The 26,386-nt window shown below is 61.6% G+C and carries 20 protein-coding genes and 1 tRNA gene; 13 read left to right on the forward strand and 8 right to left on the reverse strand.

From position 1 onward, the window contains the following. Nucleotides 1-12: 12 nt before the first annotated feature. A complete protein-coding gene (locus BLW03_RS07080; protein ID WP_074652976.1) occupies nucleotides 13-948 on the reverse strand; it encodes an NAD-dependent epimerase/dehydratase family protein in 936 nt (311 codons plus the stop codon). Between the two features lie 80 nt (nucleotides 949-1,028). Here BLW03_RS07080 and BLW03_RS07085 point away from each other — a divergent pair. Next, a tRNA-Gly gene (locus tag BLW03_RS07085) sits at nucleotides 1,029-1,103 on the forward strand. Nucleotides 1,104-1,175: 72 nt separating this feature from the next. Here the strand turns inward: BLW03_RS07085 and BLW03_RS07090 are convergent. After that, nucleotides 1,176-2,798: a S41 family peptidase gene (locus tag BLW03_RS07090; protein WP_074655837.1), complete on the reverse strand. Its 1,623-nt coding sequence runs from the start codon at nucleotides 2,796-2,798 to the stop codon at nucleotides 1,176-1,178. Nucleotides 2,799-3,086: 288 nt separating this feature from the next. Between BLW03_RS07090 and BLW03_RS07095 the strand changes: the two genes are divergently transcribed. Next, nucleotides 3,087-5,024 carry a peptidylprolyl isomerase gene (locus tag BLW03_RS07095; RefSeq protein ID WP_074652978.1) on the forward strand — a complete coding sequence of 646 codons (1,938 nt, stop codon included), beginning with the start codon at nucleotides 3,087-3,089 and terminating at the stop codon, nucleotides 5,022-5,024. Between the two features lie 87 nt (nucleotides 5,025-5,111). Beyond that, the gene (locus BLW03_RS07100) at nucleotides 5,112-6,098 is read left to right on the forward strand and encodes a 3'-5' exoribonuclease YhaM family protein (RefSeq protein ID WP_074652980.1); all 987 of its coding nucleotides are present in this window, start codon (nucleotides 5,112-5,114) and stop codon (nucleotides 6,096-6,098) included. 374 nt (nucleotides 6,099-6,472) lie between these two features. On the opposite strand, the gene BLW03_RS07105 is transcribed toward BLW03_RS07100, so the two are convergent. After that, nucleotides 6,473-9,112 (reverse strand): transglycosylase domain-containing protein, encoded by a 2,640-nt coding sequence (locus tag BLW03_RS07105; RefSeq protein WP_074652981.1) that lies wholly within the window; start codon nucleotides 9,110-9,112, stop codon nucleotides 6,473-6,475. A gap of 100 nt (nucleotides 9,113-9,212) precedes the next feature. Then, nucleotides 9,213-11,030 carry a proline--tRNA ligase gene (locus tag BLW03_RS07110; protein ID WP_074652983.1) on the reverse strand — a complete coding sequence of 606 codons (1,818 nt, stop codon included), beginning with the start codon at nucleotides 11,028-11,030 and terminating at the stop codon, nucleotides 9,213-9,215. Nucleotides 11,031-11,436: 406 nt separating this feature from the next. Between BLW03_RS07110 and BLW03_RS07115 the strand changes: the two genes are divergently transcribed. Genes BLW03_RS07115 through BLW03_RS07130 form a run of 4 tightly spaced genes read left to right on the forward strand, consistent with a single transcriptional unit; the run spans nucleotide 11,437 to nucleotide 15,250 of the window. After that, a complete protein-coding gene (locus tag BLW03_RS07115; RefSeq protein ID WP_074655838.1) occupies nucleotides 11,437-12,057 on the forward strand; it encodes a TlpA family protein disulfide reductase in 621 nt (206 codons plus the stop codon). Nucleotides 12,058-12,068: 11 nt separating this feature from the next. After that, nucleotides 12,069-12,584 carry a protein-disulfide reductase DsbD N-terminal domain-containing protein gene (locus BLW03_RS07120; protein ID WP_074655839.1) on the forward strand — a complete coding sequence of 172 codons (516 nt, stop codon included), beginning with the start codon at nucleotides 12,069-12,071 and terminating at the stop codon, nucleotides 12,582-12,584. Nucleotides 12,585-12,632: 48 nt separating this feature from the next. Next, on the forward strand, nucleotides 12,633-13,934 hold the full coding sequence (locus BLW03_RS07125) for an MFS transporter (protein WP_244501994.1): 1,302 nt from the start codon (nucleotides 12,633-12,635) through the stop codon (nucleotides 13,932-13,934). Continuing rightward, a complete protein-coding gene (locus BLW03_RS07130) occupies nucleotides 13,931-15,250 on the forward strand; it encodes a glycerate kinase type-2 family protein (protein WP_170834985.1) in 1,320 nt (439 codons plus the stop codon). The genes BLW03_RS07125 and BLW03_RS07130 overlap by 4 nt, the downstream gene beginning before the upstream one ends. 82 nt (nucleotides 15,251-15,332) lie before the next feature. On the opposite strand, the gene ftsH is transcribed toward BLW03_RS07130, so the two are convergent. Next, nucleotides 15,333-17,252 (reverse strand): ATP-dependent zinc metalloprotease FtsH, encoded by a 1,920-nt coding sequence (ftsH, locus tag BLW03_RS07135; RefSeq protein WP_074652986.1) that lies wholly within the window; start codon nucleotides 17,250-17,252, stop codon nucleotides 15,333-15,335. A gap of 244 nt (nucleotides 17,253-17,496) precedes the next feature. Beyond that, nucleotides 17,497-18,588, reverse strand: coding sequence for a tRNA lysidine(34) synthetase TilS (tilS, locus tag BLW03_RS07140; RefSeq protein WP_074652988.1), 1,092 nt, complete (start codon nucleotides 18,586-18,588; stop codon nucleotides 17,497-17,499). Between the two features lie 34 nt (nucleotides 18,589-18,622). On the opposite strand from tilS, the gene BLW03_RS07145 reads away from it, so the two are divergent. From BLW03_RS07145 to BLW03_RS07155, 3 genes are all read left to right on the forward strand, one after another. Then, nucleotides 18,623-19,078 (forward strand): GNAT family N-acetyltransferase, encoded by a 456-nt coding sequence (locus BLW03_RS07145; protein WP_074652989.1) that lies wholly within the window; start codon nucleotides 18,623-18,625, stop codon nucleotides 19,076-19,078. A 63-nt stretch (nucleotides 19,079-19,141) separates the two neighbouring features. Then, nucleotides 19,142-19,540, forward strand: coding sequence for a nuclear transport factor 2 family protein (locus BLW03_RS07150; protein WP_074652991.1), 399 nt, complete (start codon nucleotides 19,142-19,144; stop codon nucleotides 19,538-19,540). Between the two features lie 123 nt (nucleotides 19,541-19,663). Then, a complete protein-coding gene (locus BLW03_RS07155) occupies nucleotides 19,664-21,229 on the forward strand; it encodes a hypothetical protein (protein WP_244501995.1) in 1,566 nt (521 codons plus the stop codon). A gap of 8 nt (nucleotides 21,230-21,237) precedes the next feature. Here BLW03_RS07155 and ispD read toward each other — a convergent pair whose 3' ends face one another. Beyond that, nucleotides 21,238-21,942 carry a 2-C-methyl-D-erythritol 4-phosphate cytidylyltransferase gene (gene ispD / locus BLW03_RS07160; RefSeq protein WP_074652994.1) on the reverse strand — a complete coding sequence of 235 codons (705 nt, stop codon included), beginning with the start codon at nucleotides 21,940-21,942 and terminating at the stop codon, nucleotides 21,238-21,240. Between the two features lie 284 nt (nucleotides 21,943-22,226). On the opposite strand from ispD, the gene ispF reads away from it, so the two are divergent. From ispF to BLW03_RS07175, 3 genes are all read left to right on the forward strand, one after another. Further along, nucleotides 22,227-22,847, forward strand: a complete 621-nt coding sequence (gene ispF, locus BLW03_RS07165; protein WP_074655841.1) for a 2-C-methyl-D-erythritol 2,4-cyclodiphosphate synthase — start codon at nucleotides 22,227-22,229, stop codon at nucleotides 22,845-22,847. A gap of 98 nt (nucleotides 22,848-22,945) precedes the next feature. Continuing rightward, nucleotides 22,946-23,314 (forward strand): hypothetical protein, encoded by a 369-nt coding sequence (locus tag BLW03_RS20825; RefSeq protein ID WP_212733153.1) that lies wholly within the window; start codon nucleotides 22,946-22,948, stop codon nucleotides 23,312-23,314. Between the two features lie 100 nt (nucleotides 23,315-23,414). Next, nucleotides 23,415-25,676 carry a PQQ-binding-like beta-propeller repeat protein gene (locus BLW03_RS07175; RefSeq protein ID WP_074652997.1) on the forward strand — a complete coding sequence of 754 codons (2,262 nt, stop codon included), beginning with the start codon at nucleotides 23,415-23,417 and terminating at the stop codon, nucleotides 25,674-25,676. A 125-nt stretch (nucleotides 25,677-25,801) separates the two neighbouring features. Here BLW03_RS07175 and BLW03_RS07180 read toward each other — a convergent pair whose 3' ends face one another. Beyond that, nucleotides 25,802-26,368, reverse strand: a complete 567-nt coding sequence (locus BLW03_RS07180) for a DinB family protein (protein WP_074652999.1) — start codon at nucleotides 26,366-26,368, stop codon at nucleotides 25,802-25,804. Between the last annotated feature and the right edge of the window lie 18 nt (nucleotides 26,369-26,386).

Genomic DNA, 26,386 nt, shown 5'->3' on the forward strand with positions numbered 1-26,386 from the left:
AATTGCGGATGCCTAAAAGTCCAGTACGACACTAGAATACTTCGGATCGCGGAAGGTAATTTCCAGGGCTTCCTGCAACGGTGTGGCGCGCACACCAAAGATGCCGGGCCAGTCGATGACTTCGAAGACATCGGGTGTCGTCAGTGCCTCAAGCTGCTTCGGAGTGAACGCGGGATTTTTGTCAAAGATCCCGGCAATCTTCAACATTGCATAGAAGGCGTTGTAGGGAATCTTGACGATTCTCGCCTTTGCTCCAACGGCATTCCGCACCATCGTCATCAGGTCGATGTAGTCAACGCGCTCCTGGCCCGTGATGTTGTAGGCACCGGTGATCTCCCGCTCGACCGATGCAATGATCACATCGCAGAAGTCACCCGCGAAGAGCGGCTGGCGAAGATACTTGCCGTTGCCGGGAATAGGGAAGACCGGGATCTTCTTCATGAGGCGTGCCAACCAGCCCACATGCTTACGATCGAACCATCCGAACATCAAGGTGGGGCGCAGGATCACCTGCTTGATGCCCGCTTCCAGCACCAGCTTCTCCTGGGCCTTCTTGGTCTCTGTGTAGTTATCCACGGCCATGGAATTGACCACAGACGACGAGATATTCACTACATACGGAACGCCGTGTAGCTTCGCGGCTTCCATCAGCCGTTCGGAGGCGGTGACGTTGTTCCGGACGTACTCTTCCTTAAACAGTCCGCCGATCTGCGCGTTTCCTGAGACTAGCGCGGTGCAGCCCGCGAGTGAATCCTGCCAGTCATTTCCGCTTGCAAGATCTGTCTGAATGACTTGAATGTCGGGGTGGAACTGACGAAGCACGTTGCAGTTCGTGGGGTGCTTGTCTATGGCGACAATATTGGTCCGGCCACGCGCCTTCAGGCGGGCGATCAGGTTCTGGCCGACCAGGCCTGCCGCTCCAGTAATGACGATCTTGCGGTTTTGCATGAGGGTTACTTAAGCGTACACGAGACGAGCATTTTGGGCTGTTCGCAGGGTGCTCGTCCCGGCTTATAATCACCGCACGAGCGGGAGTAGTTCAGTGGCAGAACGTCAGCTTCCCAAGCTGAATGTCGCCGGTTCGATCCCGGTCTCCCGCTCCAAGGTTTCGGGCAGGCACACAAAGAAGAGCGGCACTCCTTTTGGAGTGCCGCTCTTCTTTGCCTCAACCCTGTTTACTGAATGCTGGCAGTCGTCTTTTCCTTGCTCTTGTCGCTGCGCTCTTCCAGTGCAAGCGCTTCCGGCATGAACGTAAGTGCCTTGGCGATCTGCGGATCGTCGTCCTTCGCAGCACGGAACCCTTCGTTAGCGCCGAACTGCGAGATGAACAACTGGCTGCGGATATTCATCTTGACCCATGCAAGATTGGCGTTGAAGTCGGCGTCTGTATAGTCCACCTTCTTCTCCGTCTTCAGGAATGTCTTGAAGTCGGTCAGGACAGCGTCATCTACCTGGAAGTCCTTGCTGATATTGCGATGGGCCAGATAGTGCTTCATGAAGTCAAAGAATGCGCCGTGTACCAGCAGGGCGTTCTCAAAGGCATTGGAACGCGGTGACTCGATTTTCTCGTCCGGCGTGATGCCGCCACCACCGTAGACGGTACGGCCGCTGTCGGTCTGCTTCACCTCGAGATTGCTCTTGTCGGCGGGCTTAGCGTCATTGCGGACGTAGTAATAGTCGTACAGCGACACACCGTTGTAGTCGCGCTGGATCAGGCGACCACTGGGCGTGTAGTAGTGATAGGTCGTCAGGGCGAGACCGGTGTTTTCAGCGATCTGAAACACTGTCTGCACAAGGCCCTTGCCGAAGGTGGTTTCACCGACGATCAGCGCGCGGTCGTGATCCTGCAACGCGCCGCTTACGATCTCTGCAGCAGAGGCTGTATTGCGGTTCACGAGGACGATGATGGGATACTTCTTGCCCTGCTCACCATGGTTCGCCTTATAGACCACGTCCTGGAAGCTGCGGCCCTTCTGGCTGACGACGATGTCGCCGCGGCTCAGGAACTTGTCGCTCATCGCGACAGCCTCATTCAGGAGGCCGCCCGGATTGCCACGAAGATCAATGATCAGGCCCGTCATCTCGGGGCCAAACTTCGTCAGGGCGTCTCCGACTTCATGGGAGGTCGTCTCCATGAATTGGGTGACGTGGATGTAGCCAATTCCTGGCTTGATAAAGTAGGCCAGGTCGACGGAGGGGCGCGGAATCTCATCACGCGTGAGGTCAAAGGTCAGCGGCTTGTCGGCACCTTCACGCTGCATCTGCACGGAAATGTGGGTGCCCTTCGGGCCCTTCAGCAGATTGCTGACAGCGAGCGAGTCCATGCCATCGGCGCTCTTGCCTTCAATGAAGAGGATGGCGTCGCCAGGCTTGATGCCGGACTTGTATGCGGGCGACCCATCGAAAGTATCGATGACGACGACGCGCTGAACGCCATCCTTACCCATCTGCGGCTGGATATGCATGCCGACGCCGTAATAACGTCCGTGCTGATCCTCGCGCATCTGCGCGTATGCCTTCGGATCGTAGAAGTTACTATGCGGATCCAGCACATGCAGCATGCTCGGGATCGCGCCGTCGTAAATAACCTTATCGACCTTGTCCGTATCCAGCTTGTCCGCGTAGTTGCCTTCGACGACCGAATACACGTCCGTGAACTGGTGCAGGCTGTCCCGGACAGTGCTCTCGTCCGTGGCGCTTTGGGCATTCACGCGGCCATTCAGCATGGAACCAGCCAGCGCGCAGGTGCCGAAGAACAGCGAAAGGGAGACAAGTGCGCGGCGTGTACGTGTCGGCATGCGGTACCTGAACCTCAGCATGGTGCGTTGGCCATCTGCCTGTAAGAGGCAGGGCGCTCCAGAGTAAGACGGAGTATAGCACCGGACTGTCACCCGGAAATCAGTCTGCGGCTTCGGAATTGTGGCGCAATCGCCCGCTTTGGCATCGCCCCACGCGCGCGGACAAGCATCTCGCACGCGTAGAATACGAGTTGTCTACCCAGCGCGCTTCATCGCCCGTCCAACACCCTGTGGGCACGGTGCGGCACGCGCGGTGTGGCACGCTCCGAGTCTCCTTTGCAGGTACGCATGACCGAATCGACCAGGCTGTTCCGCGCCGGCATCTTTGCCGGTCTGCTTCTCTCCACCGCGGCTGTATCCGTGGCCCAGCAGGCTCCCGCAGCCGCACCATCGAGTCTTCCGGTGCCGCGGTATCAAAGCCCCGGCGTGCCGCAGGCCCCGGCGCCCGCGCCCGTTCCGGAGTTCAACCTGCCGCAGACGCCTGCCATTACTCCCAACGCGACCGTCGTTGAGGATGTGATCGTGCGTGTGAACGATGGCATCATCTCGCGGTCTGACCTGGAGCGCGCGGAAGCCAGCCTGCAGCAGGAGCTGGCGCAGAATCCCGGAGCCGCGGGCGACGCCACGGAACGCCAGAAGAACCTGCTCCGCGACCTGATCGACCAGCAGCTTCTTCTGTCAAAAGGCAAGGAACTCGGCATCAATCCGGACGCCGAGGTGATCCGTCGTCTCGACGAGATCCGTAAGCAGAACAACCTGCCCAGCATGGAAGCGCTTGAGGCGGCTGCCCGCTCGCAGGGCGTGTCCTTTGAAGACTTCAAGGCCAACATTCGCAACAGCATTATCACCGGTCAGGTTGTGCGTGACGAGGTCGGTCGCAGCATCCGCATGAACCGCGCAGACGAGCAGAAGTATTACGACGCGCACAAACAAGATTTCGTCCAGCCCGAGCAGGTTCGCCTGTCCGAGATCCTGGTACCGACCGCGGCCAACGCAGACGATACGCAAATTGCTGCGGCCCTGAAGTCCTCGCAGCAGATCTACGACAAGCTCAAGGCAGGCGCTGACTTCGCCGCGACGGCCAAGGCCTCCTCAGGCGGCCCGACTGCCGCACAGGGCGGCGATCTCGGCCTGTTCAAGCACGGCGCGCTTGCGCCGGTGCTGGAGGAGAAAACCTTTTCGCTGCCGGTCGGTGGCTTCACGGAACCCACGCGGACACGTCAGGGCTTCGTGATCCTCAAGGCGGTCGAGCATCAGCAGGCCGGTTCACCGCCGCTGGCGCAGATCGAGGGCGAGGTGCAGAACGCCATGTACCAGGAGGCGATTCAACCTGCTCTGCGTGCGTACCTGACGCGACTGCGTGAGGAAGCATTTATCGATCTGCGCGCTGGCTTTGTGGACAGCGGCGGCAGTGCGAAGCAGACCAAGCCCGTATTCGCCGCGTATATCGCACCCGTGCCAAAGAAGAAGACTGAGAAACAGCGCATGGACGCAGCCGCTGCGGGCCGCATGGCACAGCAGAAGAGCGCTGCTGCAGTAGCGTCCGCTGCTCCCGCGACTCAGGAGCTGGACAAACATGGCAAGCCGAAGAAGGTGAAACGCGAGAAGGTCCGTATGGGCCAGGCACCGCGCACCGCACTTCCCGACGCTCCGGAGACCGCCGAGGCGACAACCGATGCAGCTGCGCCGGGAGCTGCGATCAGCCCGCTGCAGGGATCGGCCAACACCATCTCGGCCAATGCGCCCGACGAGGATGCACTGACACCGAAGCAGGCGCCTCGCGCCAAGACTCGCTATGCTTCGCGTGAGCCGGAAGTGAAGCAGGCCAAGATCGAAGCCAAGACTGCCAAGATCGTCGAGAAGGCCAAGGCAACACCGATCGCCGCGACCAGCGAAGAAAAGCAGACGCAAAACGTGCAGGCGCAGGCGCTCGGTCTGAATGGCAGCAACGCCAAAAAGCAGAAGGTGAAGCGGAAGAAGGGCGATCCGAAGGATCGTCTGCAGACCAAGCCGGTCGAGCCGAAGGCTCCGCTGAACGACAACGGTCTGCCAGATCGCCTGCACCAGGTGAATGCGCCGACGCGACCGGACGGCACCAAGGTCACCAGCGACAGCACCACGCTGCCGCCGGCCAACCAGCCCGCTCCCGGGAGCACATTACCCAGCCCCGCTCCTGCCGGCACGGGTGCGGCGCCGACCAGCAACCAGCCCGTTCCACAGCCGTAAGCAACCAGCACGAACGAGAGGGGCGCGGCGAGAGCCGCGCCCTTTCGCTTGCCCGGAACAGCTACGCCGCACAGTATTCTGGAACCTATGAAGGACTTCTATATTGCCGATGCGGCGCAGCATGAGAACGCCGTGATCACCTCTTACTTTCTGCTGTCGCAGATCTCTGCCCGCGACAAGAAGGGTGGCGGCGGACAGTACCTGGCGCTGACTCTGGCCGATAAGACCGGCACCTTCGAAGCGCGCATGTGGGAGGACTTCGCCAAGGCACTCACGACCTGCTCACAGGGTTGTTATGTCAAGGCGATGGGACGCATCGACAAGTACCAGGGACGCTTCCAGATCACGCTGCAACAAATGCGCTCGGCAGCTGACTCAGAGATCGATGTCTCTGACTTCCAACCGGCTACGCAGTATGACGTCGACACTTTATGGGCTGAGTTGAACCGCTTCGTCGACGGCTTCACGAATCCGCATCTGAAGCAGCTCGTTCGCAGCTTCCTCGATGATCCTGATCTGGGTCCGGCCTTCCGTTCAGCACCCGCAGCCAAGATGCTGCATCACGCGTGGATCGGCGGGCTGCTGGAGCACGTCGTCTTCCTGCTGCGGCTGTGCGGGCGTGTTGCGCCGCAATACGCAGAGGAGGTTGATCCCGACCTGTTGATGACCGCTGCAATCCTGCACGACTTCGGCAAGGTCCGCGAACTGGCCTGGAAGACGAGCTTCAGTTACACCACGGAAGGCCAGTTGCTGGGTCACATCACCATCGTGATCGGCATGCTGCGTGAGCGCATCGCCGCGTTGCCGGAGTTCCCGGATCGCCTCCGCATACTGGTCGAGCATCTGATCCTCTCGCATCATGGACGCTATGAGTACGGCTCGCCCAAACTTCCAATGACGCCAGAAGCCCTGGTCTTCAGTGCTCTCGATGATCTGGAAGCCAAAATGCAGAACATGCGCGCCGAGTTCTCGAAGGCTGTCGAAGCCGGCAAAAAACCGGACGAGGTCACCGAATTTTCACGTTCCATGGAGCGGGCACTGCTGAACTCGAGGGCCTATCTGGCTAACGAGTGATAGGGGTACCCCCTCCCCCATTTTCGCTAAATATTACTTTCGAAAAGGGTTGACGATTCCCGATATGGCAAAAATTAGATTCCAAAGGAGTTACGGGTAAAAATAAGATTACAAAGGACTTAGCGGACAATAGAAAAGCGGGAGAGCCAGTTGGCTTTCCCGCTTCGTTGTCATTATTGTATCGCGCGTGTCAAGCGCTCTCGGTGCCTACCATTGCCGCCCCCAATACAAAACGACTCCGGGCGCCCCATCCTTTCGCGGCTTCGTCGCGAAAGGGTGGGATATCGCGCAGAGCGCCAACCTCTGCGCACCTGAGTAGGCCACCCCATCCTTTGGAAGAGGACGGGGCACCCGGTGATCTTCACAGCTCGCTGTTATCGCGGGATGGTGATGGGCTGTGGCGGTGGCGATTGTGGGGTTGCGGGCTGGCTTGGTGTGGGCTGGATGTTGTTGTCTTCGTGCTTGCCCAGGCCGAACATCTTCTGGAAGATGTTGCGATGGGGTGTGCCGTCCGGGTTCAGATTGCCGCTACCGTTATTGCCATTGACGCCGCTGCTGTTCGTGCCGCTGCCGCCGCCAGTCATGTTGGTGCCTGCGGTGCTGCTGTCTGCGCCGAAGAGTGAGCCCATGATGCCGGTGCCGTCGCCCATATGGCTGCAGGTGTTGTGTGGCTGCGTGCCTTCCACGAAGGCTGCCGTGTAGTTGGCGATAGGGCAGGTTTCGTCTGCGAGCTGGCTGGTGGCCTTGTCGATGCGGTAGAGGCTGATGCCGTCCGGCGCAGGTGTGAAGGGCTTCATGTCGCTGTACTGCGGCAACTTAATGGCGCGCTTCATGAACTCAGCCCAGATGGGTGCGGCCGTATCGGCACCCTGCACCTTCTTGCTCAGGTTGTCGGAGATGTCCGTGTAGTCATCGTTCCCGATCCACACGATGCACAGCAGGTTGGACGAATAACCGGCAAACCACACGTCGTGCGAGGTACCGGTCTTGCCGGCAGCCGGGGCCGTAAAGCCAAGCGCACGGACGCCCGCCGCAGTGCCGCGCGTCATCACGCCTTCCATCATGGACTGCGTCAGGAAGGCCACTTTCGGGTCCAGGACCTGCCGCGCTTCCGGTGTGAAATCGGCTACGATGTCACCGCGATCATTGCGAACACTTGCCAGCAGCCACGGATTCAGATGCACGCCGCGGTTGGCAAAGACGGTGTAGACACCCGCCATATCCATGGGCGTTGCGCTGTACGTACCGATGGCAACGGACGGCGTGGGCCGCGCGGAAGTGATGCCGGCGGAACGCGCCATCGCAGCCACATTCTCGAATCCCACACGCTGTGCCAGCGAGATCGTTGCAATGTTGAGGGAATGCTCAAGCGCCACCTGGGCCGGCACCATGCCGGGATACTCGCCACGCTCAAAATTGCCGGGCGTGTACGACTTGCCGCCCGTGCTGAAATCCTGCGGATCGTCGTTCAGGGGCGTGACCGCAGTGAAGGGTCCGCTGTCACCCAGCGCCTGCCCCGCCACGCTCTGCGAGAAGGCGGTAGCGAAGACCAGCGGTTTGAAGATGGATCCCGTCGGCCGGCTGGAGACTGCATGGTTCAACTGCGACTGGCCGTAGTTGCGGCCACCCACCAGCGCAAGCACCTGGCCTGTATGCGGATCGAGGGCGACGAGGGAAACCTGGGGATACTTGAGGGGTGTATCGCCCTGGTGGCGCTTGCGAATCATCTCGTCGATGCGCGGCATCATTGCCGCTACGGCATCGGCGGCGGCCTTCTGCAGATCAGGGTCGAGCGAGGTGTAGATGCGGAGGGGCGAACCGTTGTTCTGCTGGTCTCCCAGGCGCTGCTGCAGTTGGTCGTGCACCATGTCGACGAAGTAGGGTGCTTCGCTGGCGTCGACGTTCTGCGGCGCCAGCTTCAGCGGCTCGGCCTGCGCGCGTTCGGACTGTGCGGCAGTCAGAGAGCCGGTTTCCACCATGGATCGCAGCACAAGGTTGCGGCGTTCCAGAACGCGTTCGGGATGGCGGAAGGGGTTGAAATAACTGGGGCGCTGAATGATGCCCGCGAGCAGGGCACACTCCGCCAGGTCAAGCTGCTTCAGGTCTTTTCCGAAGTACGCCTGTGATGCTTCCCCGAAACCATTGATCGCGAAAGAGCCACGCTGCCCAAGGGGAATCTGGTTGGCGTACATCTCGAAGATCTGCGGTTTGCTGAAGCGCGACTCAAGCTGCAGGGTGATCATGATTTCGATCAGCTTGCGCTTGATGTGTTTCTCCGGGGAAAGGAAGAAGCCACGCGCCAACTGCTGCGTGAGCGTCGATCCGCCGCAGGAGAAGTGACGGCTCAAGGTATCTTCCACACCGCACTTCACCAGCCGGCCGAAGTTAAGGCCATTGTGCTCAAAGAAGCGGCGATCTTCAATCGCCGTGACGGCCTGCACCAGTCGCTGGGGAATCTGGTTGTAGGTCACCAGCCGGCGCTTGGTGCGGTTCTTACTCTCGCTCAGGCTGGTGATGAGCTGCGGCTCCAGCTCGTAGGCGCGCAGCGCGGCACCGTTGTCCGCGGCAATGTTTTGAACGATACCGCCCGTTGCCGTGATGGTGGCGCCATCCGTGGAATGAAAGGAGCCGGGGCCGGGCTTGATGGTGATGGTGTCGCCCGAAAGCTGGTAGGTGCCAAGGTTCGAGTTGGCGTTATAGCCAGCCCGGCGCAGATCCTGTGCGATGGACTCCACCGTCAACGTCTGGCCGGTGCGCACCTCTTTCGGTGCGGCATAAATCTGTGCCGTGCTGGCGAAGAGAGGACCGTTGTTCATACGGTCATCCACCACTTTTTGGTAGTGGTTGTAGTAGTAGCCAAAGGTGATGGCGCCCACCAGCAGGCATGCCAGACCGACGACGACAAGGAACAGCAGGGCGCGCTGCCACAGCGGCCGATAGCCGCGGGGACGACGTGCTCGTGGGTCTTCGTCGTACCGCTTGCCGCCGTTGCCGAGCTTTACCTTGACCGCCATCGTCCTCCTACGTGTCTCCGGCCGATGGGCGACCGGAAGCGTCACAGGGCCCGTAGACTCCGCCCACTCCCGATCGCACCACGCCGCACGACTTGAAACACTACTCCGCGTTGGACGCAGTCCCGGTGCCAAGGGTCTGTTGACGGATGGTGATCATTGCATTCACCACATCGGCGACGGCGATGTTCTCCGTGTTGCCGCTGAGACGATCGACCACTTCCAGCGTGCCGTCTGCAAAGCCTTTGCCGATGGTCACGCGATACGGCACACCGATCAGGTCCGCATCCTTGAACTTCGATCCGGCACTGTCGTTGCGGTCGTCCAGCAGGACGTCGAAGCCGGCCTGTTCCAGGTCGAGCGCGATCTTCTCGCCCGCTGCGGCAAGTGTTGCGTCACTCTGCTTCGTGACCGTGACGACGACTTCGAAGGGCGCGATCGACGGCGGCAACGCGTAGCTGTACTCGCCGCGGTCGTTCTTGCCCTTCTTAGCGGCGGACTGCTCGATTGCCGAGGTCAGGATGCGCTCGATGCCGATGCCGTACGAACCCATGATCGGCGTGACTTCCTTGCCGTTGTTGTCGAGCACGCGCGCGCCCATGGACTGCGAGTACTTGTAGCCCAGCTTGAAGATGTGACCGATCTCAACTGCCTTGCCCAGGCGCAGGGGCTGACCGCCGATGGGGTCGGGCTCGCCTTCGTTGATGTTGCGGATGTCGGCGATGACGGTGGGCGTGAAGTCGCGGCCGGGAGTGACGTTGCGGAGGTGGTACTCCTCTTTGTTTGCACCAGCGATGAGGTTCTTGCGGCCCCCCAGCGCGGCGTCGAGCACGACGAGCGTACCCTTCTCTTCCCCGGCTTTTGCGGCAGCGACCCCGATGGGACCGAGGTAGCCGGCGGGTGCGCCGAAGGTGGCTTCAATCTCTTCCGCGACCATCGGACGCAGCTCCGCGCCGCCGACGAGCGAGCCGAGCTTGGCCTCGTTCAACTGGTGGTCGCCGCGGAGGAAGGCGACGATGGTGCGCGTCTTCACGATGCCCTTCGCATCTGCGGGCCAGGTGGCAAACATCGCCATGGTCTTGATCTGCGCGTGCTTCTCAACGCCGAGAAACGCGCCGACTTCGTCGATGGTGCGCTGGCCGGGCGTGTGCACGAGTTCCGGTGTGCCGTCGCCGCTTGCGTCCAGGTCTGTGACGGCTGCGAGCTTCGAGGTCGCCTTCTCGATGTTGGCGGCGTACTTGCCGTCGGGCGAGCTTGCGATCCAGTCCTCCCCGGCGTCGGTGTAGACCATGAACTCCTGCGACTGGGAGCCGCCCATGGCGCCGCTGTCTGCCTCGACGGCGACGAACTCCAGGCCGCAGCGGGTGAAGATGCGGCGGTAGGCTGCGTCGTGCTTGTTGTAGCTGACGTCAAGGCCGGCCTCGTCGATGTCGAACGAGTACGAGTCCTTCATGGTGAACTGGCGCACGCGGAGGAGGCCGCTCTTGGGGCGGGGCTCGTCGCGGAACTTGGTCTGGATCTGGTACCAGATCTGGGGGAGCTGCTTGTAGCTGCGCAGTTCGCCGCGAGCGATGGAGGTCATGATCTCCTCGTGCGTCATGCCGAGGCAGAGGTCCGCGCCTTTGCGGTCCTTGAGGCGGAACATGTTGTCGCCCATGCCGGTCCAGCGGCCACTCTCTTCCCAGATTTCACGCGGGTTCAGCGCGGGCAGGAAGAACTCCTGCGCGATGGTGTCCATCTCCTCGCGCACGATGCGGTTGATCTTGTTGATGGCGCGGGTGGCAAGCGGCAGGTAGCTGTAGATACCGGCGCCAAGCTGGCGAATGTAGCCCGCACGAAGCAGGATCTGGTGGCTTGCGACCTCCGCGTCTGCGGGTACGTCACGCAGCGTGGGAATGAAGAGTTTGGACCAGCGTTGCATTGTTGTTTGTACTTGCTTTCCCTGCCCTTTGGAGCGCGGACAAATAGTTTGTCCATTCTACCGAGTCGGGTGACAGGGCCGTCCGCACCTGCGACGACTTGTCATCCTGAGCGGAACGCAGGGCAATGAAGTGCAGTCGAAGGACCTGTATTTCGCCAGCACGGCCGGAAATGTGGTTCGGCGGTTACAGCAGCCTGGAACTCCGCACCAGATTTCTGCGCGACAGGCAGAATGCAGGTCCTTCGACTTCGCTGCGCTCAGGATGACAAATTGTTGGGGCACGGCGGGACACTTCCAGGTGGCGCGCAAGATGACAATTCGATTGGGTGTCAAAGGCGCATTCGAGCGCGTCCAATGCATCGGTACACTGTTCAGGGTCATCTGTAAGAGATTGAGGTTTGCTGAAATGCGGAATGCCGTCGTTGGTGGAATTATTGCTGCTGTCGTAGCCGTGCTGGTGTGGGCCGGCGTTCACAACCTGCGGGCTCGGCGTGTGGCCGATGCGCAGGCGAAGTCCCAGCAGATGTCCATCGGCGTCGATAAGGCCGGCGCAACCGCGACGGCAGACAGCCCGCTGGCTGCGGATATGCGCGGCAAGCAGGCAGCCGTCTTCACGCTGACCAGCAGCACCGGCAAGCGCGTTTCACTCGCCGACCTGAAGGGCAAGCCCGTCCTGCTGAACTTCTGGGCGACCTGGTGCACCCCCTGCAAGGTGGAGATGCCGTGGTTTGAGGAGTTCCAGAAGAAGTACGCCGCACAGGGTCTTGAGGTCGTCGGCATCAACGAGGACGAAGACGCGAAGAGCCCGGAGATGCAGGCGACGATCAAGAAGGTCCTGGGCCAGACGGGCGTGGACTACACAATCCTGATGAGCGACAAGAAGGTGGGCGACGCCTACGGCGGTCTGGACGTGCTCCCCGCAACCTTCTTCATCGATCGCAATGGGAAGATCGTAGCGCAGGCGATTGGCCTGGCTCCCAAGGAAGACGCGGAAGCGAACATCCAGAAGATTGTGGCGGGTAGCTGATCGTGGTGAAGATGGGTTCGTTCGTCTCTTGCTTCAAGACCGCGGGTGTCACCGTCACAGCTGCGTTGATGCTCGGCGCTGGACAGATCAGCGCGCAGAGCATCAATGCCGGCGTCGTGACTGCGGTGAAGAAGGGTCATGTGGACTTCATTGCGGACGGCCAGTCCGTCCCGGCAAACCAGCCGGCGACCGTCAAGCTGCACTTCCGCGTCGACCCGGGCTTCCACATCAACTCGCACACACCGAAGAGCGATGTGCTGATCCCGACGAAACTCACGGTCGCCATGGTGGGGGACGATCCCGAAGTGACGGGCGTCGACTTTCCCGCCGGCGAGCCGTTCGCCTTTGCCTTCGAGCCGAAGCAGAAGCTGGATGTGTACCACGGCGACATCGTCCTGACGGCGCACCTGAAGGCAAAGCCCGGACAGCACAGCATCAAGGCAGAGCTGTACTATCAGGCCTGCGATCAGGCTGCATGCTATCCGCCGAAGAAGCTGCCGCTTGAGCAGCCTTACACGGCGAAGTAGCCGTCGCTAGCGGTGGGGCCGGCGACCGGGATGCGTTACAGTTCCTGCGTGAGCACCTCTGCCCCGATCTCTGTTGCGAACGGTAATGCTGCGCTGTACCGGCGGGTGACGTTGCGCGTTGCGCCGCTGGTGTTGCTGCTGTACTTCATCGCTTTTCTGGATCGCGTGAACATTGGGTTTGCGTCGTTGACGATGAATCGCGACCTGGGCATTAGCGACACGCTCTATGGCCTGGCTGCGGGCATCTTCTTCGTTGGCTATCTTCTGTTTGCGGTGCCAAGTAACAGTGCGCTGGCGCGCGTCGGTGCGCCTCGTTGGGTCAGCTTTCTGATGGTCTCGTGGGGCATCGTCGGCTGCTGCACGGCCTTTGTGCATGGGCCCACGATGTACATGGTGCTGCGGTTTCTGCTGGGTGCGGCGGAGTCGGGCTTTTTGCCCGGCATCGTTTTCTACCTGACGCGATGGCTACCGGGGTCGGCACGCGCAGGCATCCTGGCGCTGCTCTATCTGGCGATTCCGCTGTCCAGCGTCGTTGGCTCGCCCATCTCCGCCGCGATTCTCCGGATGAATGGGGCGCATGGCCTTGCGGGCTGGCAGTGGCTGTTCTTGCTGGAAGCCCTGCCCGCGATCCTGCTTGGCCTTGCCGTACCGTGGCTGCTGGATGCAGGCCCCGCGACGGCGACATGGCTCAGCGAGGAAGAGAAGGTGGCGTTGACCGGAGCGATAGAAGCGGAGGCCGCTCTTGGCGAGGCGGCGGGTGCAGCGGAACGGGTGCCCGTGGGACTGGTGGTGGCTCTTGCAGCGACCTACTTCATGCTGATGATCGGGCTGTACGAGCTTGGCTTCTGGACGCCGCGGCTGATCGCCAGCTACGGCGTCGGGCTGCGCTGGCTGGGATGGCTGAATGCTGCACCCTACGCCGCAGGTGCAGCAGTGCTGCTGCCATGGTGCCGATGGTCCGACCGTCATGGCGATCGCCGGTTGAGCCTGGTGGTTTCATTCGGCTGCGGCGCGCTGGGCTTGGTGCTGGCTGCGCTGGGTGGCTCGCTGGTGTTGTGCGTGGTGGGCCTGTCGCTGGCGGCGTTTGGGGTGTTTGTATCGATGCCCGTCTTCTGGGCGGCTAGCAGTCAGCGCATCGCCGTGGCGGCCGCAGCGCTGGCGATTGCGATCATCAATTCCGTTGGCAACGTGGGCGGTTTTATTGGTCCCTACGCCACCGGATGGCTGCTGGCCCGCACGCATGACTATCGTGCCGGCCTGCTGGCGACAGCGGCCGCGCTAAGCCTTGGCGCATGCCTGGCTGGTGTGATCTTTTCGCCGCAGAAGCCTCTTCAAGAGGCAAGCGTGTGAGCGATGCGTTGCGTTCTGTCGCTCGCCGCATCTTTCTGAATGCGCTGCGAGCCGTCGATGTGCGCAATGCAGTGAGACAGCAGGTCAACGTTGACGCGGAGACGCTGCGACTGGGTGCGCACACGCTGTCCCGTGCAGCAGTTGAGTCGGTCATCCTGATCGCCGTTGGCAAAGCTGCGGTACCCATGTTCGAAGCTGCTTCGGAGAAGCTGCAGGGTGTTCGTGTACAGGCGGTTGTTGTGGCGCCGCGCGAGACCTTTCCTCCGGGCCATCACGAGCGTTTTCTGGTGGGGGAACATCCCACGCCGGGGGAACACTCACGCCGTGCTGCCGACACGATCCTGAGCCTTCTGGCAACGGCTACGCCACGCGATGCGGTGTTGTTCCTCGTCAGCGGTGGTGCTTCGGCGATGGTGGAAAAGCCACTCGACGACGCGATCTCACTGGCCGACGTGGCGGCTTTTCATCGCGCACTGGTCGGCAGCGGCATGACGATCACGCAGATCAATGCACTGCGTAAACATATGTCTGCCGTGAAGGGCGGACGTCTGGCCGCAGCCGCCGCGGCCGCTGCATGGCAGTGCACGCTGCTGGTCTCGGACGTGCCGGCCACGGAGCCCGATGCGATTGCCTCCGGCCCGTCGCTGCCGGATTCGACCACCGTTGAGGATTGCCTGACGCTCTTTCCGCGCTTGCAGAATGCCTGCGGATCGCTGCCGGAGAGTGTTGTTCGCTACTTCTCCAATGGCAACCTTCCGGAGACGCCAAAGGCGGGCGACGCTGCCTTTACGCGGGCTTCGTTTGACGTAATTCTTTCCGGCGATCACCTGGCGCACGCGGCGGCGGAAGCGGCGCGGGCTGCCGGCTTTCACACCGTCATCGACAACGCATGTGATGACTGGGAGTACCGCGACGCCGGTCGTTACCTGATGGACCGCAGCGCTTCGCTGGCAACGAAATACGGACGCGTCTGCGTGATCTCGGTGGGCGAGGTTGCGGTCAGCATCAGTGCGGAAGCAGGCGAGGGCGGACGCAACGGCCAGTTCGCGCTGTGGTGTGCACGCGACCTGACCCATCACACACCTGCGACTGTGCTGAGTGCCGGTTCGGATGGTGTTGACGGCCAGAGTGCAGCGGCGGGTGCGGTCTGCGATGAAACGACAATGGGCCGTGCCGAGCAAATCGGTCAATCAGTAGATGAAGCGCTGCAGCAGTTCAACACCGCTTCCCTGCTGAGGCTTGTCGGGGACGCGATCCAGACCGGTCCGACCGGGAACAACCTGCGGGATCTGCGACTCATCCTGAAGGAGCGTTAGAGTCGGACGTTTTTGAAGAGATGCAAAGCACGAAGGGCAGCCTTGGCGGCCGCCCCTCGTGGTTTCGTTCCAGGTTCGTTCGTTATGCGGGGGAGGGACGGCCTTCGCCGAAGCCTGGCGCGCGGCCACCTTCCGGCTTGAGGACCTTCTGCGTCTCGCCGCCGCCCGGATCCGAGTTCGACAGGGCGTTGCGCACTGGCGACAGGTCCTTGCCTGCGATGATGAGTCTGATCTCCTCAGCATCCAGCGTCTCGCGCTCCAACAGCAGGGCGCTCATGCGGTGCATGATGTCCTGATTGTTGTCGAGGATGGTGTACGCAGCGGTGTACGCCTCATCCATGAAGCGCTTCACTTCTGCGTCGATCGCCTGCGCGGTCGAGTCGGAGAAGTCGCGATGCTGGGTGATCTCGCGGCCAAGGAAGATTTCTCCACCTTCCTTCTTGCCGTAGGTCATCGGTCCCATCTTCGACATGCCGTACTCGCAGACCATCTTGCGTGCCAGTTCGGTGGCGCGCTCGATGTCGTTGCCGGCACCCGTGGTCATCTCGTGCAGGAAGATTTCTTCGGCGCAACGGCCTCCCATCATCATGGCCAGACGCGTCGTCAGGTAGCCCTTGGTGACGGTGTGTTGATCTTCTTCCGGCAGGTAGACCGTCACGCCCAGCGCCATACCGCGCGGGATGATGGTGACCTTGTGCAGCGGGTCGGAGTTTTCGCTAAGTGCGGAGACGAGGGTGTGACCGGCTTCGTGGTACGCCGTGACCTTCTTTTCCTGGTCGCTGAGCAGCATGCTCTTGCGCTCGGCGCCCATCAGGACCTTGTCCTTGGCAATCTCAAAGTCGTACATGTGTACGGCCTTGCGGTTGTAGCGGGCAGCGGTCAGGGCAGCTTCGTTGACCATGTTGGCCAGGTCAGCGCCGCTGAAGCCTGGTGTGCCACGGGCCAGAACGTTCAGATTGACGTCTTCGGCCATCGGAACCTTCTTGGAGTGGACCTTCAGGACCTCTTCGCGGCCGCGGATGTCCGGGCGGTCGACGATGACGCGGCGATCGAAACGGCCGGGGCGGAGGAGTGCGGGATCGAGAACGTCCGGACGATTAGTCGCGGCGATCAGGATCACGCCCTCGTTCGACTCAAAGCCATCCATCTCGACGAGGAGCTGGTTCAGGGTCTGCTCGCGCTCGTCGTGTCCACCGCCGAGGCCTGCGCCGCGGTGACGGCCGACCGCATCGATTTCGTCGATGAAGATGATGCACGGAGCGTTCTTCTTGCCCTGTTCGAACAGGTCACGGACGCGCGATGCGCCGACGCCGACGAACATCTCGACGAAGTCCGAACCGGAGATGGAGAAGAACGGAACGTTTGCTTCACCCGCGACAGCACGTGCCAGCAGAGTCTTGCCGGTTCCGGGAGGTCCGACGAGCAGCACGCCCTTGGGGATGCGACCGCCGAGCTTCTGGAACTTTGCGGCTTCGCGCAGGAATTCGATGATTTCCTTGAGCTCTTCCTTCGCTTCGTCCACACCCGCCACGTCCTTGAACGTGACTTTCTTCTGCTGCAGGCTCAGCAGGCGCGCGCGGCTCTTACCGAACGACAGCGCCTTGTTGCCACCCGACTGCATCTGGCGCAGGAAGAACAGGAACACACCGAGGATCAGCAGCATGGGCAGGAACTGCACCAGCGCCGAGAACCACAGGGAATTGTTCTGGTCCTTGATGGTGATGTTGACGCCCTTGTCATGCAGCGTCTTGTACAGGTCCGGATAGTTGGCAGGGATGGTCGTGTGGAAGGACTCCTTGGAGTCCTTGAAGTGGCCGGTCACGTCCGTTCCGTTGACAGTTACGTCAGAGATTTTGCCCTTGTCGGCGAAGTCCTGCATCTGCGAAAGGCTTACCGCAGAATCATGACCGCCCGTGGCAGAGCGCGTGACGAACTGCCAGACTGAGATCAGGCACCCCAGCATCAGCACCCAGATCAAGACGGTCTTCACAGTGGAATTCAACGTTGCTACCTCTTCTCTCTCGGCCACGGCGCCATGGGTATGGCTGCGCTGCAGCCCGCTTCCCCGGATACACGTGTCCGCCATTCATTAGACGTCTGGACGAACCGGTTGTTTCAGGGGGAGGCCGGTGCAGAGCGGCGGACGGCCATCCGCCGCACATTCCATCAGATTCTACTCCCGGCAGCAAGGATACGGATGGGTCCGATTTCACTTTTGTCGTGTCGGGTGACATTGAAATGCGATGCTACGCAGTGCGGGACAGTCGCAGCTCCCGCAAGGATCGTTCCACACGCATACCGCCAGCGAAATCGAGCCTGCTATTAGGTTTTGAGGGAACGGTCGGGGCCGGCGCGGCATCCGCAGGAGCCAAACCCGCGAACTGGAGCAGCCTGAGGGTCTCGGCTGAGCCTAGCCGGACGCCCATCCTCTCGGCCGCCCCGCGCAGCAGGCGGCGGCGCGTGGGAAGATCGAGCGAACGCAGCCGTTCCAGCTCGAAGGCGACGGACTCCTCGCCGGGCTGCGTCCCGACAGATCGACCGCCACCGCGTACCGGCTTGCCGGGCAGGGCGAGCTGGGTCAGCAGCCGGGCGATCTCGGGCTGCCAGCGGGCGTGCTCCTCGCGGGCGAGTTGAGCCGTTGCGCTCAGCGTTGCGCCGATCGACGGATTGAACTCGCGCAGGAGTGGCATCAACTGGGCGCGGACCCGGTTGCGTGTGTGTTTGTCGGAGCTGTTGCTGCTGTCCTCACGCCACGTCTGGTCCTTATCCTGCAGGAACGAAACAACATGCGCCCGTGTAGCGTTCAGCAGCGGCCGGATGATGCGCCCCGACGCGCGGTCCACCACGGGCGAGATGCCGCCCAGGCCCTCGGTCCAGGCGCCTCGCAGCAGCTTCATCATGACTGTTTCGGCCTGGTCGTCCTCCGTGTGGGCGGTTGCGACTGCCGTCGCCGTACCTGCAGCCATCAGGCGATCAAAGAAGGCCAGCCGGGTGTTGCGTGCGGCCTCCTCCAGCGATTCGCGTTCCCCCTGCCGTGCGCGGGATGCCGCGTCCGCACTGGCGGGGTTGCCGGCCGTAACCTCTGCGTGCTCCACGTGCAGCGGTATGTCGAGCCGGGCGCAGAGTTCTCGCAGAAAAGCGAGGTCGCCGTCCGCCTCAGCGCCACGGATACCGTGGTGCAGGTGCGCTGCGGAGATGCCGATGCCGAACGCCGCAGCCTGCTCGTGCAGGGTCAATAGCAACGCCGTAGAGTCCGCGCCGCCGGACACCCCGACCGCAACGCGGTCGCCCGTGCGCAGGAGCGCGCGATTCACCGGCAAAGTTTCCTTCAAAGCCATCCCTCCATCCTAAGCGGGCTGCTAGGTTGGAGGAATGGTCACCATTCGCCACTCAACGATGGAGGATGTTGCGTTGATCGCAGCGCAGCGCCACAGCATGTTCCTGGATAACGAGTTCGCCACGGCGGACGAACTGGACACAATGAACGTGGCCTTCGAGCCATGGCTGCGCGAGCGCCTGGTCGATGGCCGGTATCTCGGCCTGTTTGCCGAGGAGAACGGAACCGTGCTGGCGGGCGCTGGCATCCTGTTTAACGACTTTCCGCCTCACTACCTGCACGTCGACGCGGGTCGGCCCTACTTGCTGAACTTCTACACGTCGCCCGAGGCTCGCGGCCGTGGCCTGGCAAAAGAACTGTTGAAGGCCTGCGTGGAAGAGTGCCGTGTCCGTGGATGCAAAGTGGTCACGCTGCACGCATCGCCGTTCGGACGTCCCATCTATGAGAAATTCGGATTTGAGCAGACGAACGAAATGATGCTGAAGCTGTAGCGGCAGACGCGGCGGTAGCGAGTCACGTGGCCTCTCGCGCGGCTGTGCTGCAAGGGAGTGACGATGCAGGACGAAACGATACGGCAGGCACTGGACGATCACTGGCATGCATCCGCGGGTGGAGATGCAGATGCCGAACACGCAATCTACGCGGACGATGCTATCTGCGAGTACCCGCAGTCTGGCGAGCGCATTGTGGGACGAAAGAATCTGCAGGCGTTGAGAAGTCACCATCCCGGAAAGCCGTCGGGGTTCCAGGTACGGCGGCTTCTCGGGAGCGGCGATCTCTGGGTTACGGAATACACCATCACCTATCAAGACCGTGAAGCCTTCACGGTAAGCATCATGGAGTTCGCAGACGGTAAGGTCGTGCATGAAACCCAGTATTTCGCCGATCCGTTTCAGGCTCCGGCATGGCGATCCCAATGGGTGACAAAGGTCCCCGCAGCTCAGGTGGAATAGCTGCGATCGCAATCCTTTGTCGAGTTTCACTCCAGCGATGAATTTGCGAGCACTGGCTGCGTACGAAGGGGACAAGATCTTCCGACGCAACGTATACTCTGCAGCGCCCTGGAGGCGTCCTTCTTGAAGACTTCCTGTCCCGTAGTCCTGCTGCCGTTGCTGTGCAGCCTGGTGACCATTGCCGAGGCGCAGATGAAGTTGCAACCAACGACCATGAAGCGCGTCGCGGAAGTGAGTCCGCGCTATGTCTCGTACAACATTGAGGCCGTCGAGGTGACCGGCGGCCGCTTCTGGAAGCCCTATGGAAGTACGGCGAAGGAGTCGCAGACATCCGGGAACCAACCCGGGGCGATGGATCCCAGCCTGTACGAGTTCCGGCCTCCCATCGACTTGTCGAACGCGAAGTTGCGTGGGCTGGCGGCGGCGCTTGGGCCTGCTTATCTGCGCGTCAGTGGCACCTGGCGGAACTTCACATACTTTCAGGACGACGACCAGCCCGCATCGAAGACGCCGCCCGCAGGCTACAACGGCGTGATGACGCGCGCAGAGTGGAAGGGCGTGATCGACTTCGCGCACGCGGTGAACGCGGAGCTGGTAACGTCTGTGGCGGTTAGTGCCGGCACGCGCGATGCAGACGGTAAGTGGACACCCGCGGAAGCGAAGAAGTTCTTCGACGCGACGAAGCGCCTGGGAGGCCACGTTGCGGCGACAGAATTTATGAATGAGCCCACCTTCCCGGACGTTGGCGGAGCGCCCAAGGGATATACCGCCGCGATGTACGGGGAAGACGTCAAGACTTTTACAAAATTCATGAAGTCAGAGGCACCGGATGTCCTCTATCTCGGGCCGGGCAGCGTCGGTGAGGGACTGAGTCTCGCTCCTGAAGGAACGCCTGCCGCGTTGAAGATCCGCATGTTGGATTCGCACGACCTGATGGCATCGAGCGGGCCTGTCTACGATATTTTTTCGTACCACTTCTACCCGACGGCATCCAGCCGTTGCCTGGGGTCGAACGCGACCAAGTCAGACGTGGTTCTTACACCGGCATGGTTCGCGCGCAACATCACGGTATACGACTTCTACGCAAAGATCCGGGACGCGTCGATACCGGGCAAGGACATCTGGCTGACCGAGACAGGGGAGGCCGGTTGCGGCGGCGATCCGTGGTCGTCGCAGTTTGCGGATACCTTCCGGTACGTCCATCAACTTGGTTCGCTGGCGCAGCGAGGCGTGAAGACTGTCATGCAGAACACGCTTGCTGCGAGCGACTATGCGTTTCTAAACCCACAAACCCTTGACCCGCGTCCGAAATACTGGGCTGCTCTCCTTTGGAAGCGGACGATGGGAACTCGTGTGCTTGATCCCGGAGTTCCCGCGACGGAGGGACTTTCGATTTACGCGCACTGCATGCCGAATGCGCGCGGAGGCGTCACGCTGGTAGCGCTGAATACAAGCAAAGACGCAGCGCAGACGGTGAGTATCCCCGTGCCGGCGGAGCGATACACGATCACTTCGCCGGCGCTGTTCAGCTCCTCAGCCATGCTGAATGGACATGCCCTGACGGTTGGTGACAATGGCTCCTTACCTGAGATGAAGGCAGTGAGCGTCAAGAAAGGCGTCGTGTCGCTGGCGCCTTTAAGTATCAGCTTCCTGACCATGCCGGATGCCAGGAACGCAGCATGCCAATAGGTGCGGGACTATCCGCGCTGGCGCAGATAGAACTCCGCAAGCTCCAGATCGCCGGGCTGGGTGATCTTCAGGTTCGCGGGTGAGCCGGGGACGACGGCGACGGTGATCCCGGCGCGTTCCAGCAGGCTGGCTTCGTCGGTGCCGGCGAAGCTGTCCGCTTCTGCTTCGTCAAAGGCTCGCACCAAATCCGCGTACACAGCACCCTGCGGAGTCTGCGCCTGCACGATGCGCTCACGCGGGATGGTAGCGGTGATGATCGCGCCGTCGGCCGTGCGATCAACCTGCTTGATGGTGTCGACCGCACCCACGCCAACGATGGCCGCGCCGTGCTTCGCAATGGCGTCGATGGTGCGCTCGATGGTTGGCCCGTCAATCAGAGGACGGACGGCGTCGTGGACGAGGACAATGTCGCCTGCCTCGGCCTTCAGAGAGCGCAGCGCTGCGGCTACGGACTCCTGGCGGGTCTCGCCGCCGGTGACGACGCGCACTTTGTCCGCCAGTCCGTACTGGGTCAGTTGCTGCGCGACATGTTCGGCCTCAGAGGCGCGCACGGCAAGCGTGACCGATGCGACGTTTGCCTTGTCGGCAAAGGCGCGAACACTGTGAATCAGAATGGGAATACCGCCCAGGGAAAGGAACTGTTTGGCGCTGACACCGGGTACTGCCATACGTGTGCCGAGACCGGCTGCCGGAAGAATTGCGTGAACGACCATAGGTTGTGAAGTATAGCTGTCGCGCAGCAAGGCACAAAACCGGGTGCCCCATTCTTTCGCGGCTTCTTCGCGAAAGGGTGGGCTGTCGCGCGTCGCGCGACCAACGATGTCACATCGAGTCGTGGGCCGCTATGAGCTGGACGGTTCGAGCGTTGCTCGAATACCCCACCCTTTGCTAGCGCAAAGAATGGGGCACCCGGTTCCGTTGCGCGAACTTCGTTATGCTGGGAGGCGACGAAACTCCAGGCTGCGTGGGTGCACCGCGGCAGAAGCAGGCTGTGACGATGGGTATGAGAATTGGGTACGGCTTTGATTCGCACGCGTTCAAGCCCGGCGTGCCGCTGGTGATTGGCGGCATGAAGATCGAGCACAGCGAAGGTCTGGCGGGCCACAGCGATGGCGACCTGCTGTTGCACGCCATCACCGACGCCTTGCTGGGCGCGGTGTCCGCGGGAGACATCGGCACGTTCTTCCCGCCAAGCGATATGCGGTGGAAGAACGCCGACTCGACGATCTTTCTGAAGACGGCGCTGGAAGAGATTGCGACGGCGGGCTACCGCATCGTCAACATGGACTGCGTGCTGATCCTGATGCGACCGAAGATCGTGCCCATTGCGGGCGAGATGCGTGCGCGCGTGGCGGAGCTGCTGGATATCTCAGAGCGTGATGTGAGCATCAAGGCGAAGACACCCGAAGGCCTGAACCAGGACGGCACTGCCGTAGCGCATGTGACGGTTCTGCTGGAATCGATTGACGTACCCGGCGAGCCCAAGCGGATGACCGCCACCATGGAAGAGCCGGACGAAGTGGACGAGATGGTGCGCACGCTGATTGACGGTGAGGAGCCCTACAGCACGGCGCGGCTCGGACGAAAGCCGGCTTTCGATACCGACGATCTGACATAGCGTTTCGCTCCGAAGAAATAGCGCGTGGCACTGTCTTCGGGCTGATGTACATTGGCTCGCAACAGCGTCACGCGAACTTCTTTCTCAGGAGCCAAGCCATGCAGCAGCCCGATCCGGTTCAAGTGCAACACATGATGTTGGCGATGATGCCGATCTTCGTCCTGATGGGACTTATCGGCTCTGCGGTGATGGTCGTCCCCTTCTGGGTGATCTTCAAGAAGGCGGGCATGAGTGGGGCGATGTCCCTGCTGATGCTGTTCCCCGTGGTGAACCTGGTGATGCTGTACGTCCTCGCGTTCTCGCAGTGGCGGGTAGTGCCGGTGCCTGAGTACGGAATGCCGTATCCGCCGCCGGGCTTTCCTCCTGCCTATCCGCCGCCGGGTTATGCGCCGCCTGTGGCGTATCCCACTCAGACGGCGCAGGCGCCAGGGTACGTGCCGCCTTCCGACCCTCCCTCGACGACCTGAGGATGCCACGAAAGTGGTAGCTGCTTTGAGGACTTGTTGCCACAGAAGCGAAGACCTCAGCAGACACGCCGCCATCCTAAGTCTGCAGAGGTCTACCCCTATGCTCCCCCTGCGTAGAGTGTTTTCTGCCGCGACCGCCCTGATCATCGTTCTTCTGCTGGTGTCGTGCAGCGGTTCGAGTCCGACAACACTCCCGGCGGACTTTACGCTGACCGCCACGCCTTCGACAGTGAACCTTACCGCAGGCAGTGCGGGGCAGGTTGTGACAGTCAATGCATCCGCTGTCAACGGCTTCAACGGCACGATACCCATCACGATCGGCGGCCTGCCGACGGGCGTTACCGCTTCGCCTTCGACACTTACGCTGGCGGCTGGAGCGCAGGCGACCACGACGCTGACCGCGGCGTCCACGGCGACCGTCGGCACCGCGTCCGTTACGTTCACCGGATCGACCGGATCGCTGACACACATCGCCACGGTGACCGCGAATATCTCTGCCCCTGCCGTACCGGTGCCGGACTTTACGCTGACAGTCTCTCCTGCTGCGATCACTGCAGTTGCAGGCGGCACGGCCGGCCAAGTAAGTGTTCGCGCAGACGCCGTGAATGGCCTGACGGGCACGGTTGCTGTTGCGATTGTGGGCGTACCGGCCGGCGTCACAGCAAGTCCAACGAGTCTGGTCCTGACGCCGGGCACAGCGCAGACAGTGACCTTCACCGCCAGTGCGGCGGCGGTTGCATCGAACTCCAACCTTACGTTCACGGCCACTTCAGGCAGCCTGAGCCACACCGGTACTGCGGCCCTGACCGTGCAAAGCACACTGATCACCGTGGCGCCCGATGTGACGACGTACCACTACAACGTGCGGCGCGATGGTGTAAATGCGCAGGAGACGATCCTGACGCCAGCGAACGTGAACGCAAACACCTTCGGCAAACTCAACTTCCTGACCGTAGACGGCAAGGTGGATGCAGAGCCGCTCTTCCTGGCGAATCTTACCGTGGGTGGTGCGCTGCACAACACGCTCTTCGTCGCGACGGAGCATGGCAGCGTCTATGCCTTCGACGCGGACACTGGAGTCGTGCTCTGGCAGAAGTCGGTGATTCCGACAGGAGAAGTGCCGAGCGACGATCATGGCTGCAACCAGATCACGTCGGAGATCGGAATCACTTCCACGCCTGTCATCGATCGCACCTACGGCGCGCATGGTGGTCTGTTCACCGTGAGCATGAGCAAGGAGACGAACGGCACGTATCACCAGCGGCTGCATGCGCTGGACATCACCACCGGCGCGGAGATCGCTGCGACACCGACGGAGATCACGGCGACGTATCCGGGAGCCGGGCCGTACTCTTCCGGCGGTGTCGTGACCTTTAACCCCGGGCTCTATGCGGAACGTGCCGCGCTGTTGCTGCAGAATGGCAGCCTGGTGCTGGCGTTCACCTCACACTGCGACGGTGGCCAGTACACGGGCTGGATGATGGCCTACAACGAGACCACTTTGCAACAGACTTCCGTGCTGAACCTGACGCCGAACGGCAGCATGGGTGCCATCTGGATGGCAGGTGATGGAGTCGCGGCGGACGCGAGCGGCAACCTGTATGTGCTTGTCGGCAACGGCACCTTCGATACCACACTGGTCAATGGCTTTCCGCAGTCGGGCGACTATGGCAACGGCATGCTGAAGCTAAGCAACACCGCGGGCAAGCTGGCCATCACCGACTACTTCGAGGCGTACAACACAGTCGCCAACTCGAACGCTGATCTTGACCTGGGATCAGGCGGTGAGGTGCTCTTCGATGCGACGGACGCGGCAGCCACGGTGCATCACCTGATCGTTGGCGCGGGCAAAGACAGGAGCATCTACGTGGCCGACCGCGACAACCTGGGCAAGTTCAATCCATCGAACCTGGCACCCGACAGCAACCTGTATCAGCAGATCGATGGGCAGTTGACGGGTGGTGTCTTCTCGACGCCGGTGGTCTTCAATGGGACGCTGTACTACAGCGCGTCCGGTGATGCCTTGAAGGCCTTTCCGCTGACCAATGCGAAGCTAGCGACGACACCTGCAAGCAGATCCGCCATAACCTACGGCTTCCCCGGCACAACGCCGGCGGTAAGCGCGAACGGGACGGCTAACGGCATCGTGTGGGCGCTGCAATCCGCTACCAGCGGGCCAAACGTTCTGCATGCCTACGATCCGACGAACCTGGCGAATGAGTTCTACAACAGCAACCAGGCAGCGGCGAGCCGCGATGCCTTCGGCAACGGCAACAAATTCATCACGCCGCTGGTGGTGAATGGCAAGGTCTACGTCGGTACGACGAATGGCGTGGCAGTCTTCGGTCTGCTGCCGAAGTAACCGGGTGACACAAATTCGGGTGCCCCATTCATGACGGCTTCATCGTCATGAGTGGGACCCACCGATAGTCGACCGCGGATCCCACTCATGCAAAGAGCGTATGAATGGGGCACCCGCATCTTCTGTTACATGCGGCCGCGCAAGGCGGTGGAGGGTGGAACGATACCCTTCATCCGCATGTAGACGACCATCTGGCCGTACATTTCGTTGTCGTGCGCCACGTTCTTGCCGATCATGCCAAGCTTGGATCCGCGCATGAAGCCGGCACCGCTGATCTCCGTGGCGTTGTCCGCCGTTACCTTGGCATAGGCCGCGTCGCACAGGTCGAAGGAAGCCTTCAGAGCGGTGAGGATGGCATCCTTGGCCGTCGCGGTTACCGGCGCAGGGCGGCCCGAGCCGGGAGCGGCGCAGAGCGCGTTCTGCGTCTGGGCCACGTGTGTGAAGAGTTCGCCATAGCTGCGGATTTCGGGCGTGGGTTTGAAGCTGTAGTTCTCCGCCGGCATCTTCTCGGCAGAGGCCAGGATGATGGTCTTGATCTGGGTATAGTTCGCGACGGCCTCCGAGATCATGGCCGGGACGGAACCCTTCTCAGGCGGAGGTGGTGGCGGCGGGCCGCCAGCGGGAGGTGCCTGCGCAACGGCTATGCCCGTACAAAGTGCTGCTGTAGTCAGTGCTGCTATGAAACGATTCATCTCTGCTCTCCTATTACG

It is taken from the genome of Terriglobus roseus (assembly GCF_900105625.1).
Taxonomy (GTDB): domain Bacteria; phylum Acidobacteriota; class Terriglobia; order Terriglobales; family Acidobacteriaceae; genus Terriglobus; species Terriglobus roseus_B.

What these genes read in the sequence shown, in the direction of transcription:
- BLW03_RS07145 (WP_074652989.1), top strand. Translation starts at nt 18,623, where the DNA reads ATGGTCACCATTCGCCACTCAACGATGGAGGATGTTGCGTTGATCGCA.
- BLW03_RS07110 (WP_074652983.1), bottom strand. Translation starts at nt 11,030, where the DNA reads ATGCAACGCTGGTCCAAACTCTTCATTCCCACGCTGCGTGACGTACCC.
- BLW03_RS07105 (WP_074652981.1), bottom strand. Translation starts at nt 9,112, where the DNA reads ATGGCGGTCAAGGTAAAGCTCGGCAACGGCGGCAAGCGGTACGACGAA.
- BLW03_RS07100 (WP_074652980.1), top strand. Translation starts at nt 5,112, where the DNA reads ATGAAGGACTTCTATATTGCCGATGCGGCGCAGCATGAGAACGCCGTG.
- BLW03_RS07120 (WP_074655839.1), top strand. Translation starts at nt 12,069, where the DNA reads ATGGGTTCGTTCGTCTCTTGCTTCAAGACCGCGGGTGTCACCGTCACA.
- BLW03_RS07095 (WP_074652978.1), top strand. Translation starts at nt 3,087, where the DNA reads ATGACCGAATCGACCAGGCTGTTCCGCGCCGGCATCTTTGCCGGTCTG.
- BLW03_RS07090 (WP_074655837.1), bottom strand. Translation starts at nt 2,798, where the DNA reads ATGCCGACACGTACACGCCGCGCACTTGTCTCCCTTTCGCTGTTCTTC.
- ispF (WP_074655841.1), top strand. Translation starts at nt 22,227, where the DNA reads ATGGGTATGAGAATTGGGTACGGCTTTGATTCGCACGCGTTCAAGCCC.
- ispD (WP_074652994.1), bottom strand. Translation starts at nt 21,942, where the DNA reads ATGGTCGTTCACGCAATTCTTCCGGCAGCCGGTCTCGGCACACGTATG.
- BLW03_RS20825 (WP_212733153.1), top strand. Translation starts at nt 22,946, where the DNA reads ATGCAGCAGCCCGATCCGGTTCAAGTGCAACACATGATGTTGGCGATG.
- BLW03_RS07150 (WP_074652991.1), top strand. Translation starts at nt 19,142, where the DNA reads ATGCAGGACGAAACGATACGGCAGGCACTGGACGATCACTGGCATGCA.
- BLW03_RS07080 (WP_074652976.1), bottom strand. Translation starts at nt 948, where the DNA reads ATGCAAAACCGCAAGATCGTCATTACTGGAGCGGCAGGCCTGGTCGGC.
- BLW03_RS07175 (WP_074652997.1), top strand. Translation starts at nt 23,415, where the DNA reads ATGCTCCCCCTGCGTAGAGTGTTTTCTGCCGCGACCGCCCTGATCATC.
- tilS (WP_074652988.1), bottom strand. Translation starts at nt 18,588, where the DNA reads ATGGCTTTGAAGGAAACTTTGCCGGTGAATCGCGCGCTCCTGCGCACG.
- BLW03_RS07115 (WP_074655838.1), top strand. Translation starts at nt 11,437, where the DNA reads ATGCGGAATGCCGTCGTTGGTGGAATTATTGCTGCTGTCGTAGCCGTG.
- BLW03_RS07180 (WP_074652999.1), bottom strand. Translation starts at nt 26,368, where the DNA reads ATGAATCGTTTCATAGCAGCACTGACTACAGCAGCACTTTGTACGGGC.